The 12,802-nt window shown below is 59.5% G+C and carries 10 protein-coding genes; 6 read left to right on the top strand and 4 right to left on the bottom strand.

What is annotated here, in order from left to right:
- Window positions 1-15: 15 nt before the first annotated feature.
- Entirely contained in the window at window positions 16-1,887 is a 1,872-nt protein-coding gene (gene gsiA / locus ACOQH0_RS07235; protein WP_421511871.1) for a glutathione ABC transporter ATP-binding protein GsiA, read from the bottom strand.
- Between the two features lie 11 nt (window positions 1,888-1,898).
- Entirely contained in the window at window positions 1,899-2,837 is a 939-nt protein-coding gene (gene iaaA / locus ACOQH0_RS07230) for a beta-aspartyl-peptidase (RefSeq protein WP_421511870.1), read from the bottom strand.
- 189 nt (window positions 2,838-3,026) lie between these two features.
- On the opposite strand from iaaA, the gene moeA reads away from it, so the two are divergent.
- Together moeA and moeB are read left to right on the top strand one after the other, a co-directional pair.
- Window positions 3,027-4,259 (top strand): molybdopterin molybdotransferase MoeA, encoded by a 1,233-nt coding sequence (gene moeA, locus ACOQH0_RS07225; RefSeq protein ID WP_420986090.1) that lies wholly within the window; start codon window positions 3,027-3,029, stop codon window positions 4,257-4,259.
- Window position 4,260: 1 nt separating this feature from the next.
- The gene (gene moeB / locus ACOQH0_RS07220) at window positions 4,261-5,013 is read left to right on the top strand and encodes a molybdopterin-synthase adenylyltransferase MoeB (protein ID WP_421511869.1); all 753 of its coding nucleotides are present in this window, start codon (window positions 4,261-4,263) and stop codon (window positions 5,011-5,013) included.
- An 86-nt stretch (window positions 5,014-5,099) separates the two neighbouring features.
- Here moeB and fsa read toward each other — a convergent pair whose 3' ends face one another.
- Window positions 5,100-5,762, bottom strand: a complete 663-nt coding sequence (fsa, locus tag ACOQH0_RS07215; RefSeq protein WP_215230814.1) for a fructose-6-phosphate aldolase — start codon at window positions 5,760-5,762, stop codon at window positions 5,100-5,102.
- Between the two features lie 128 nt (window positions 5,763-5,890).
- Between fsa and ACOQH0_RS07210 the strand changes: the two genes are divergently transcribed.
- The 4 genes from ACOQH0_RS07210 (at window position 5,891) to ACOQH0_RS07195 (ending at window position 11,603) form a co-directional block, all read left to right on the top strand.
- Window positions 5,891-6,790 (top strand): glycyl-radical enzyme activating protein, encoded by a 900-nt coding sequence (locus ACOQH0_RS07210; protein ID WP_421511868.1) that lies wholly within the window; start codon window positions 5,891-5,893, stop codon window positions 6,788-6,790.
- Between the two features lie 4 nt (window positions 6,791-6,794).
- On the top strand, window positions 6,795-9,227 hold the full coding sequence (locus ACOQH0_RS07205) for a formate C-acetyltransferase/glycerol dehydratase family glycyl radical enzyme (protein WP_421511867.1): 2,433 nt from the start codon (window positions 6,795-6,797) through the stop codon (window positions 9,225-9,227).
- A gap of 154 nt (window positions 9,228-9,381) precedes the next feature.
- Window positions 9,382-10,197, top strand: a complete 816-nt coding sequence (locus ACOQH0_RS07200; RefSeq protein ID WP_421511866.1) for a Cof-type HAD-IIB family hydrolase — start codon at window positions 9,382-9,384, stop codon at window positions 10,195-10,197.
- A gap of 149 nt (window positions 10,198-10,346) precedes the next feature.
- Window positions 10,347-11,603, top strand: coding sequence for a DUF1479 domain-containing protein (locus ACOQH0_RS07195; protein WP_214605468.1), 1,257 nt, complete (start codon window positions 10,347-10,349; stop codon window positions 11,601-11,603).
- Here ACOQH0_RS07195 and ACOQH0_RS07190 read toward each other — a convergent pair.
- A complete protein-coding gene (locus ACOQH0_RS07190; RefSeq protein ID WP_421511865.1) occupies window positions 11,600-12,673 on the bottom strand; it encodes a LacI family DNA-binding transcriptional regulator in 1,074 nt (357 codons plus the stop codon). The genes ACOQH0_RS07195 and ACOQH0_RS07190 overlap by 4 nt on opposite strands.
- Between the last annotated feature and the right edge of the window lie 129 nt (window positions 12,674-12,802).

Genomic DNA, 12,802 nt, shown 5'->3' with positions numbered 1-12,802 from the left:
CCTGCCTGGTGTACGTTATAACCGCGAGAATGCATTGTCCTGACGCGGTGGTGCGACAAAATGACCGGGACCGACTTCCCGAAGCATAACGCGCTCCAGGGTTTCGCCCCGTTTACGAATATTGCTCGGCATTTCATCCTGCAGCAGCACGCGCTGGGCGTGGTGATGCGCAGGATCGGCAACCGGCACAGCGGCCATCAGCTTGCGGGTGTAAGGATGCTGCGGGTTTTCAAATACCGCCCGCCGCGGGCCAATCTCAACAATTTGCCCCATGTACATCACCGCAACACGGTGGCTGATACGCTCCACCACCGCCATATCATGCGAGATAAACAGGAAGGCAATGCCCATATCCCGCTGTAAATCGAGCAATAAATTGATGATTTGCGCGCGGATAGAGACATCCAGTGCCGAAACGGACTCATCCGCAATCACCACTTTTGGATTCAGCGCCAGCGCCCGCGCAATGCAAATGCGCTGTCGCTGTCCGCCGGAAAACTCGTGGGGATAACGCCAGGCATGTTCAGGCTTCAGCCCGACGCGCTCCAGCAGCCAGGCCACGCGACGCTGCGCCGCGTCCCCGTCGAGCAGGTTATGCACCCGCAGCGGCTCCATGATCGAATACCCCACCGTATGACGCGGATCGAGAGAAGCATACGGATCCTGGAAAATAAACTGAATATCCCGGCGCACGGCCTGCAGCTTGCTGTCTGGCAGGGTGTCGATACGTTCGCCGTTAAAGGTAATGGTCCCGGCCTGGGTCTCCACCAGCCTGAGCAGCGCGCGTCCGGTCGTGGATTTTCCGCAGCCCGACTCCCCCACCAGCGCCAGCGTTTCGCCCGGCCAGAGATCAAAACTGACGTTTTCCACCGCATGGACTTCGCGCTTCACGCGATTGAACACCCCGCTGCGCAGCGGAAAACGCGTGACCAGATCGCGGACTTCCAGAATGGGCCTGCCCGGCACCACCGTATCTTGCTCGATTTCGGCCGTCTGCATGCCCGCCTCGCCCTGAGCCATCAACGGAAAACGGCGCGGTAAATCGCTGCCGTTCATCGCCCCAAGACGCGGCACCGCCGCCAGCAGCGCTTTGGTGTAAGGATGAACAGGCGCATGAAAAATTTGCTCAACCGTGCCCGTCTCCACGGCGTGCCCCTGGTGCATCACCAGTACGCGGTCGGCGATATCCGCCACCACGCCCATGTCGTGGGTGATAAAAATCACCCCCATCTCCATCTCCTGCTGCAGCACTTTGATCAGCTGCAGGATCTGCGCCTGAATCGTCACATCCAGCGCCGTTGTCGGCTCGTCGGCGATCAGCACCGCCGGACGGCACGAGAGCGCCATCGCAATCATGACGCGCTGGCGCATCCCCCCGGAAAGCTGATGCGGATAGCGCCCCAGAATGGCCTGCGCTTCAGGAATGCGCACCCTCTCCAGCATCCGCTTCGCTTCGAGGAGCGCTTCATCGCCGCTTAACCCCTGATGCAGGCGGATGGACTCGGCAATCTGCTCGCCCACCGGAAAAACCGGGTTCAGCGAGGTCATCGGCTCCTGGAAAATCATGGCGATATCCGCCCCACGCACGCCCTGCATCTGCGAACCACTCAGTTCATTTAAATCAATGACCTGACGGTTACGGCGGCGCAGGAGCATTTTCTCGCTGCCGATCTGCCCGCCCGTTTGCTCCAGCAGGCGCAACAATGCCAGTGCGGTAACCGATTTACCGGAACCAGACTCACCGACAATGGCCAGCGTTTCGCCGCGTTGCAGCGAAAACGATAAATTCTGTACTGCGGGGATGAACTGCCGCTCCTCCTGAAACGCAATATTCAGCTGATGGACAGCCAATACCTGGCGGTTGTCCAGCTCTTCACTGTGCGGCACGTTTTGCCCCCTTATTCACGATAGATCCCCGTACTGGGCTCATCACCGGCGTAGCCCCAGGCGCGGTACATCCCTTCGCTGTTAAACGGCAGGGCCACGTTGCCCTCATGATCCACCGCAATCAACCCGCCGACGCCGCCAAGCGCGGGCAGTTTTTCCATTACCACGCGCTCGCAGGCCTCGCTCAGGCTTAATCCGCCATAATCCATCAGCGCGGTGATGTCATAGGCCGCGAGAGCACGAATAAACACTTCGCCGGTTCCGGTACAGGACACGGCGGCCGTGGCGTTGTTGGCATAGCACCCTGCGCCGGGCAGCGGGCTGTCGCCGACGCGCCCCGGCAGCTTGTTGGTCATCCCGCCCGTTGACGTTGCCGCCGCGAGGTTTCCGGCTTTATCGAGCGCGACTGCGCCGACCGTGCCCATTTTGGTGGTTTCATCCAGCGGCGCAGCATGGTCAAGCTGCGTCTTGCCTGCCGTACGCGCGTCCAGCAGCTGCTGATAGCGCTCCTCCGTGGAAAAAAGATCGGGCGATACCGACTCCATTCCGTGTTCGAAGGCAAACGTCTCCGCCCCTTCGCCCGTCAACAGGACGTGCGGACTCGCTTCCATCACCAGACGCGCCGCCAGCACCGGGTTGCGCAGACGACTGACGCCTGCCACGGCACCCGCTTTCAGGGTAATACCGTCCATCACGCAGGCATCCAGCTCGTGCGTTTCATCCCGGGTAAAGACCGAACCGATCCCCGCGTTAAACAACGGGCACTCTTCCAGCAGGCGCACCGCCTCGGTGACCACATCCAGCGCGCTCTCGCCCGCCTCCAGCATCCGCTGGCCTGTTTCCACAATGGCGTATAGCGCGTCAATATAGCGCTTTTCCTGCTCGGGACTGAGCTGTGCACGGGTGATTGCCCCGGCGCCACCATGAATTGCGATTACCGCATTAACCATTTCGCATCACCCGTTAGCCTGATTTGCGGCTTTTTCTATAAATATCATTATCGTCGATGAAACTTCAGATGATTTTTGAATATAGAAAGACGCAACTGTGATGTAAAGCGTACACCCATCGGGTCATACAGTTAGCCGCACTTTTCTGCCATAATGGGCGTTTTCGTTGTTACTCCGCAGGAGCCCACCATGGATTTTACCGCCGGACTGATGCCGCTTGAGACGGCACTCACGCAGATGCTTGGCCGCATTACCCCACTGCATGAGGTTGAAACGCTGCCGCTTGTGCGCTGTTTTGGCCGTATTGCCGCGCGCGATATTGTCTCTCCGCTTAACGTGCCGGGGTTTGATAACTCCGCGATGGACGGTTACGCGGTGCGCCTGGCGGATCTCCAGACGGGTAACGCCCTGCCGGTGGCGGGTAAAGCCTTTGCGGGTCAGCCGTTTAGCGGTGAATGGCCTGCGGGTACCTGCGTGCGCATCATGACCGGTGCGCCCGTTCCGGCTGGCTGCGACGCCGTGGTGATGCAGGAAGAGACCGAACAGACCGACGACGGCGTGCGTTTTACCGCGAACGTTAAAGCGGGCCAGAACATTCGCCGCACGGGCGAAGATATCACCCTTGGCGCAACGGTCTTTTCTGCCGGACAGAAGCTAACGGTAGGTGAGCTGCCGGTGCTGGCGTCGCTCGGCGTTGCTGAAATCGACGTTATCCGTAAAGTGCGCGTTGCCGTTTTCTCCACTGGCGACGAGCTGCAGCTTCCGGGCCAGCCGCTGCAGGACGGCCAGATTTACGACACCAACCGCCTGGCGGTACACCTGATGCTGGAGCAGCTGGGCTGCGACGTAATTAATCTCGGCATCATTCCTGACGATCCGGAAAAACTGCGCGCCGCGTTTATCGAGGCGGATAACGCAGCCGACGTGGTCATCAGCTCTGGCGGCGTCTCTGTGGGTGAAGCGGATTACACCAAAACCATCCTTGAAGAGCTGGGCGAAATCGCCTTCTGGAAGCTGGCTATCAAGCCGGGCAAACCGTTCGCCTTTGGCAAGCTCGCGCATAGCTGGTTCTGCGGCCTGCCGGGTAACCCGGTCTCTGCGGCACTCACCTTCTACCAGCTGGTGATCCCGCTGCTGGCGAAGCTTTCCGGCAACAAGGCTAATCCACTGCCGGAACGCCTGCGCGTGCGTGCCGCCACGCGCCTGAAAAAAACACCGGGCCGTCTCGATTTCCAGCGTGGCATTCTGGCGCGCAACGCGGACGGTGAGCTCGAAGTGAGCACCACCGGGCACCAGGGCTCGCACATTTTCAGCTCCTTCAGCCAGGGCAACTGCTTTATCGTGCTGGAGCGCGAGCGCGGCAATGTGGAAGCAGGCGAATGGGTTGAGATCGAGCGCTTTAACCACCTGTTCGGAGGCTGACATGACGGTGGAGCTGAGCGACCCGGAGATGCTGCGCTATAACCGCCAGATTATCCTGCGCGGGTTTGATTTCGAGGGCCAGGAAGCGCTCAAGGCGGCCAGCGTGCTGGTGGTCGGCCTGGGCGGTCTGGGCTGCGCGGCCGCGCAGTACCTTGCGGCGGCAGGCGTGGGCAGGATGACACTGCTGGATTTCGATACCGTATCGGTGTCCAACCTGCAGCGCCAGACGCTGCACAGCGACGCGACCATTGGCCAGCCGAAGGTGGGATCCGCCGGGGTTGCGCTGGCCCGCATCAACCCCAACGTTCAGTTTACCCTCATTGACGCGATGCTGGATGACGAGGCGCTGTCCGCGCAGATTGCACAGCATGACCTGGTACTGGACTGCACCGACAACGTCGCCGTCCGTAACCAGCTAAACGCAGGCTGTTTTGCCCACAAAACTCCGCTGGTCTCCGGTGCGGCGATCCGCATGGAGGGGCAAATCAGCGTCTTCACGTACGCGGAAGGTGAACCCTGCTACCGCTGCCTGAGCCGCCTGTTCGGCGAGAATGCGCTGACCTGCGTTGAGGCGGGCGTGATGGCGCCGCTCGTCGGCGTGATTGGCTCACTGCAGGCGATGGAAGCGATCAAAGTGCTGGCACACTACGGCACGCCTGCCGCGGGGAAAATCGTCATGTATGACGCGATGACCTGCCAGTTCCGCGAGATGAAGCTGATGCGTAACCCGGGGTGTGAGGTTTGTAGCCAGTAAAAAAGTCGGGTGGCGGCTTCGCCTTACCCGACCTACAGCGGCCCGAACGTAGGCCGGGTAAGCGCCAGCGCCACCCGGCAAACCCGTCAGATAGACGTCCGTCCAAACGCCCCCTGCCAGTCCTGCTCAAACTTCACAATCGCCGCATCAACGGCCGGAGAAGTAATAAACTGCTGCGCCACGTCCAGCGGCAGCGTGATGGACTCGCAGCCTGCCAGCAGGCAGTCCAGCGCCTGACGCGGCGTTTTGAAGCTCGCGGCAAGCACTTTTGACTGCGGGGCGTGCAGCGTCAACAGTTGCTGTAATTCCACTACGGTCTGGATCCCGTCCCCGCCCTGCGCGTCCACGCGGTTAACGTAAGGTGCGACATAGTCTGCCCCCGCCAGCGCGGAGAGCATTCCCTGCGCGGCGCCGTAAACCGCCGTACCCAGCGTCGGGATCCCTTCCGCTTTCAGCATCTTGATTGCCGCCAGCCCTTCTGCGGTCACCGGCACTTTCACCACAAGGTCATTAATGATGGCGCGGAGCTTGCGCGCGTCCTCCACCATCCCTTCAGCGGTAGTCGCCATCACCTGCGCGAACAGACGGCCTTTACCGCCCAGCGCGTCGTGCAGTTCAGGCAGCAGCACATCGAGCGGCGTTTTACCGGCTGCCACAATGCTTGGGTTGGTGGTCACGCCCGCCAGCGGGAAGATACGCGCCAGCTTTTTGACTGCCGCAACGTCAGATGTGTCGAGATAAAGTTCCATGATGTCACCCTCAAAATTAGCCTGCACTTACCCTATCACGACAAAACCTGCTCAAGAGTTGACCTGCATCAAGATAACTTTCATTCGAAAGTAATTTAATCTTCATATGCAAGATGAGAGGTGAAATCATGATCTTCAATATTCAGCGTTACTCTACCCACGATGGCCCCGGCATTCGAACCGTGGTGTTCCTGAAAGGCTGCTCGCTGGGCTGTCGCTGGTGCCAGAACCCGGAAAGCCGCTCCCGCAGCCGGGACGTGCTGTTTGATGCGCGCCTGTGCCTGGACGGCTGCGACCTGTGCCAGCAGGTGGCTCCGGGCTGTATCGAACGTGCGCTGAACGGGATGGTCATCCATCGTGAGAAGCTTGACGACGAGACGCTTAATGCCCTCACCGACTGCTGCCCGACGCAGGCGCTGACCGTCTGTGGTGAAGAACAGCAGGTCGAGGAGATCATGGCGACCGTACTGCGCGATAAGCCTTTTTACGACCGCAGCGGCGGCGGCATCACCCTCTCCGGCGGTGAGCCGTTTATGAACCCGGAGCTGGCGCACGCGCTGTTTAAAGCCAGCCACCTCCAGGGGATCCATACCGCCGTCGAAACCTGTCTTCACGTACCGTGGCACTATATCGAGCCCTCTTTACCCTACGTCGATCTGTTCCTCGCCGACCTGAAGCACGTCGACGGTGAGGTGTTCAAGCAGTGGACGGACGGTTCGGCTAAGCGGATCCTGGACAACCTGAAACGCCTTGCCGCGGCCGGGAAAAAAATCACCATCCGCGTGCCGCTGATCCAGGGCTTTAACGCCGATGAAGCGTCTGTTACCGCCATTACCAATTTCGCTGCCGACGAGCTCGGCGTCGAGGATATTCATTTTCTGCCGTACCACACGCTGGGCATGAACAAATACACCCTGCTCGGCCAACCCTACTCTGCCCCTGACAAACCGCTGGATAACCCTGCCCTGCTGGACTTCGCGCAGCAGTACGCCTGCCAGAAAGGGTTAACCGCGACCTTACGAGGATAAACCTATGACGACCCTGAATCTCAACACCCTCAGCGAACGCATCAAGGCGCACAAAATGGCGCTGGTGCATATCGTCAAGCCGCCGGTCTGTACCGAGCGCGCGCAGCATTACACTGAAATGTATCAGCAGCATATGGACAAGCCGATCCCGGTGCGTCGCGCCCTGGCGCTGGCGCATCACCTGGCCGAGCGCACCATCTGGATCAAGCACGACGAGCTGATCATCGGTAACCAGGCAAGCGAAGTGCGCGCCGCGCCGATCTTCCCGGAATACACCGTCTCCTGGATTGAGAAAGAGATCGACGATCTGGCGGATCGCCCGGGCGCTGGCTTTGCGGTGAGCGAAGAGAACAAGCGCGTCCTGCATGACATCTGCCCGTGGTGGCGCGGCCAGACGGTGCAGGATCGCTGCTACGGCATGTTCACCGACGAACAGAAAGGCCTGCTGGAAACCGGCATTATCAAAGCCGAAGGCAACATGACCTCCGGCGACGCGCACCTGGCGGTGAACTTCCCACTGGTGCTGGAGAAAGGTCTCGACGGCCTGCGCGCCAAAGTGGCCGAGCGCCGCTCACGCATCAACCTGACGGTGCTGGAAGACCTGCACGGCGACCAGTTCCTGAAAGCGGTTGATATCGTGCTGGAGGCGGTGAGCCTGCACATCAAACGCTTTGCCGAACTGGCGCGTGAAATGGCCGCTACCGAAACCCGCGTAAGCCGCCGCGACGAGCTGCTGGCAATGGCGGAAAACTGTGACGTAATCGCCCACGAGCCGCCAAAAACCTTCTGGCAGGCGCTGCAGCTGTGCTACTTCATTCAGCTGATCCTGCAGATTGAGTCCAACGGCCACTCCGTCTCCTTCGCGCGTATGGACCAGTATCTTTATCCGTACTACCGTCGCGACGTGGAGCTTGACCAGAGCCTCGACCGCGAGCACGCCATTGAGCTGCTGCACAGCTGCTGGCTGAAGCTGCTGGAAGTGAACAAGATCCGCTCCGGCTCGCACTCTAAAGCCTCCGCCGGCAGCCCGCTGTACCAGAACGTCACCATCGGTGGCCAGAAGCTGGTCAACGGCGAGCCGATGGACGCGGTCAACCCGCTCTCCTACGCGATTCTGGAATCCTGCGGTCGCCTGCGCTCCACCCAGCCAAACCTGAGCGTGCGTTACCACGCGGGCATGAGCAACGACTTCCTCGACGCCTGCGTGCAGGTGATCCGCTGCGGCTTCGGCATGCCGGCCTTTAACAACGATGAAATCGTCATTCCGGAATTCATCAAGCTCGGCGTTGAACGAGACGACGCCTACGACTACGCGGCCATCGGCTGCATCGAAACCGCAGTCGGCGGCAAATGGGGCTACCGCTGCACCGGCATGAGCTTTATCAACTTCGCACGCGTGATGCTGGCGGCGATGGAAGGCGGGCGCGATGCCACCAGCGGCAAGGTGTTCCTCCCGCAGGAGAAAGCCCTCTCTGCCGGTAACTTCGACAACTTCGAGGAGGTGATGGCGGCGTGGGACAGCCAGATCCGCTACTTCACCCGTAAATCCATCGAGATTGAGTACGTGGTGGACACCATGCTGGAAGAGAACGTCCACGATATTCTCTGCTCGGCGCTGGTGGACGACTGCATCGAGCGTGCGAAAAGCATCAAGCAGGGCGGCGCGAAGTATGACTGGGTCTCCGGCCTGCAGGTGGGCATCGCCAACCTCGGCAACAGCCTGGCGGCGGTGAAAAAGCTGGTATTCGAGCAGGGCACTATCGGTCAACAGCAGCTGGCGGCCGCGCTGGCGGATGACTTCGAGGGGCTGACTCACGAGCAGCTGCGCCAGCGTCTGATCAACGGCGCGCCGAAGTACGGCAACGACGACGACAGCGTGGATATGCTGCTGACGCGTGCCTATCAGACCTACATTGAAGAGCTGAAGCAGTACCACAACCCGCGCTACGGCCGTGGCCCGATTGGCGGTAACTACTACGCGGGCACCTCTTCTATCTCCGCAAACGTGCCGTTTGGTGCAGCGACGATGGCGACGCCGGACGGACGCAAAGCGCACACCCCGCTGGCGGAAGGGGCAAGCCCGGCCTCCGGTACGGACCACCTCGGCCCGACGGCGGTGATTGGCTCAGTCGGTAAACTGCCTACCGAGGCGATTCTCGGCGGCGTGCTGCTTAACCAGAAGCTGAACCCGTCGACGCTGGAAAACGACAGCGATCGACAGAAGCTGATGGTGCTGCTGCGCACCTTCTTCGAGGTGCACAAAGGCTGGCATATTCAGTACAACATTGTTTCCCGCGATACGCTGCTGGAAGCGAAGAAACATCCTGACCAGTATCGTGATCTGGTGGTGCGCGTGGCGGGCTACTCGGCGTTCTTCACCGCCCTGTCGCCGGATGCGCAGGACGATATTATTGCCCGTACTGAGCATACGCTGTAACGGTGCATCCCCTCTCCCACGGGGAGAGGGAGAAAACACTAAAAGCGGCAACTTCGGTTGCCGCTTTGCTTTGACTTTCGAATGAAATTAAATTTGTGCTCCCCGTCACCTTGTTATTAGAATGTTTCAAAACGCAGTGACCCAGGAGCACAGTATGACCGTTAAAGTTATCGTCACCGATATGGACGGAACTTTCCTTGATGATGCCAAGCAGTACGATCGTGACCGCTTCCAGGCACAGTTTGAACAGCTTAACACCCGCGACATTGAATTCGTTGTCGCCAGCGGCAACCAGTATTACCAGCTCATCTCCTTCTTCCCGGAGCTGAAAGATCGGATCTCCTTCGTGGCGGAAAACGGCGCGCTGGTGTTCGATCACGGGGAACAGATTTTCCACGGCGAACTGACGCGTCATGAATCACAAATCGTCATTGGCGAACTGCTGAAAGACAAAGGGTTGAACTTCGTGGCCTGCGGGCTGGAGAGTGCCTACGTCAGCGACCAGGCTCCTGAAGCGTTCGTGGCGCTGATGTCAAAGCACTATCACCGCTTAAAGCGCATCAGCGATTACCGCGAAATTGACGACGTGCTGTTTAAGTTCTCCCTGAACCTGCCGGACAGCGATATTCCTAGTCTGGTGGATAAACTTCACGTCTCCCTGGACGGCATCATGAAGCCGGTCACCAGCGGCTTTGGCTTTGTGGATTTAATTATCCCCGGCCTGCACAAAGCCAACGGCATCAGCCGCCTGCTGAAACGCTGGAAAATCTCACCGCAGGAGTGCGTGGGCATTGGCGACAGCGGCAACGATGCCGAGATGCTAAAGCTGGTGAAATATTCCTTTGCAATGGGCAACGCGGCAGAAAGCATCAAAGAAATCAGCCGCTACAGCACCGACGACAACAACCATCAGGGCGCGCTGAACGTCATTCAGGCCGTGCTCGACAACCACTCCCCGTTCGACGCCTGATCCTCTCCTCGCCGGAGCCTTGCTCCGGCCTCTCACTCTTTTTCCGTCCTGTGGCTTGCGTCAAGTTTTTAAACTTGCATTAACTTAATTTTAACTTAAAGTATCACTTGTAGACATTTTCACTTTCGAATGAAAGATGCGAGGCAGTTATGACCTTTACCAGTGAAACTTTGCCAGCGGATCACAAAGCGGCAATCCGTCAGTTAAAACGTGAGTTACGCGCGCAGATCGGCGACGTGCAGGCGGTGTTTAATAAGCTCAGCGATAAAATTGCCACCCGCGTGGCGGAAATCAACGCCCTTAAGAACAAAGGCGAAACCGTCTGGCCGGTGATCCCGTTCGCGGATGTGAAAAACGGCACCCTCACCGACGCTCAGCGCGAGGCCGTTAAACGCCGTGGCTGCGCGGTGATTAAAGGTCATTTCCCGCGCGAGCAGGCGCTGGCATGGGATCAGTCGATGCTCGACTACCTCGATCTCAACACGTTTGACGACGTGTACAAAGGACCAGGCGATAACTTCTTCGGCACCTTAACGGCCTCTCGTCCGGAGATTTACCCGATTTACTGGTCTCAGGCGCAAATGCAGGCGCGCCAGAGCGAAGAGATGGCGCAGGTGCAGTCGTTCCTGAACCGTTTATGGACATTCGAGAGCAACGGCAAGCAGTGGTTCGACCCGGACGTAAGCGTGATTTACCCGGACCGTATCCGCCGCCGTCCGCCGGGAACCACCTCGAAAGGACTGGGCGCGCATACCGACTCCGGCGCGCTGGAGCGCTGGCTGCTTCCGGCTTATCAACAGGTGTTCGCCCGCGTGTTTGACGGCAACGTCGATAAGTACGATCCGTGGAACGCCGCGCACCGTACCGAAGTGGAAGAGTACACCGTCGATAACACCACCAAATGCTCGGTGTTCCGCACCTTCCAGGGCTGGACGGCGCTGTCGGACATGATCCCCGGTCAGGGGCTGCTGCACGTAGTGCCGATCCCGGAAGCGATGGCCTATATTCTGCTGCGTCCGCTGCTGGACGACGTGCCGGAGGACGAGCTGTGCGGCGTGGCGCCGGGACGCGTGCTGCCGATTTCCGAGAAGTGGCACCCGCTGCTCATCGAGGCGCTGACCAGCATTCCGGCACTCGAAGCGGGCGATTCCGTGTGGTGGCACTGCGATGTGATCCACTCCGTCGCGCCGGTGGAGAATCAGCAGGGCTGGGGCAACGTGATGTACATCCCTGCCGCGCCGATGTGCGAGAAAAATCTCGCCTACGCGAAAAAGGTCAAGGAAGCGCTGGAAACCGGTGCGTCGCCGGGAGATTTCCCGCGCGAGGATTATGAAAAGAGCTGGCAGGACCGCTTTACCGTGAACGATCTCAATATCCACGGCAAGCGCGCGCTGGGCATGGTCTAACTGTCGTACAGCCCTTCCCGCTCCACGGCGGTGCGTCGTTTCCCCTGACGTATCCGCCGTACCGAATCCCGAACGGTCAACGTACCGTTAAGCAGTAACGTCCCCACCGGCGCGTCCGGGCGCATCAGCCGCTGCTGGAGCATATGCACCGCTTCGGTTCCCAGCTCATCGCGGGGAACATGCACCGCCGTTAATGGCACATCCTGAATCGCCGCCAGGTTAAACCCGTCAATGCTCATCACCGACACGTCCTGCGGCACGCGCAGGCCGTGGTTTTGTAATGCGCTAATGGTGCCCGCCGCCATAAAGTCGCCGCCGACCAGAAACGCCGTCGGCAGGTCTTTTCCCTTCTGCTGGTTAAGCCACTCGCTGACCATCTGTTCCGTTTCACGCGAGCTGAAGCTGGGCACCACCAGCAGATCGCGTTTATCGTTGAACTTGAGGTTATGGCTCTGCCACGCATCGCGGATCCCCGACAGGCGCAGCTCCATGGTGTAGCGACGCAGGCACAGCACGTTCATCACCTCACGGTGCCCCATCTCGAACAGGTACTCCGCCGCCCGCTCGCCAATGGCGCGATGATCCGGCGCAACGGCAGGCAAACGCATGTGGCGGTCCCGGCAGTTAATCAGCATGCAGGGTTTCCCCACGTCCACCGCCAGATCGTGAATGTGCGGATCGTCAATACCGAGCAGAATCGCCGCCTGGGTGTCCGCTTCATTCATGCGCGCCAGAAACAGCTGCGCGTCGCTATCGTTCTCTTCCAGCGCGCAGTAGCGAAGTCGCACATCGTGGGACGCCAGGCCTTTACTCACGCTCTGGATCACACGGTAGTAAAAGATGTCGGACCGCTCGTCGAAGGCGCGTTGGGGGGCAAAAACCACCAGGCTATTGAGCAGCAACCGCCCCGCCGCCATACCTTCCATCACGCCCAGCTCTCGGGCGCATGCCAGCACCTTTGCGCGCGCCTTTTCACTGGTATTCGCTTTCCCCGCCAGCACCCGCGACACGGTGCTGATGGAGAGCTGTGTACGGGCGGCGATTTCGGTGATTTTTAGCCTTTTGTCCATTTTGTGATCTGGCTCCATTTGCGAAATGAAAAATTTTTCATAGCGTATTGGTCAGGCAATAACTGACATAAACACCATCATGCCAGAGGCATTTCGTCAGTTATGAGAAATTTTGCACAAAATCCACTA

It is taken from the genome of Enterobacter sp. JS8-1 (genome assembly GCF_049187015.1).
Taxonomy (GTDB): domain Bacteria; phylum Pseudomonadota; class Gammaproteobacteria; order Enterobacterales; family Enterobacteriaceae; genus Enterobacter; species Enterobacter mori.
This window is presented reverse-complemented; position numbering and strand designations above follow the sequence as displayed.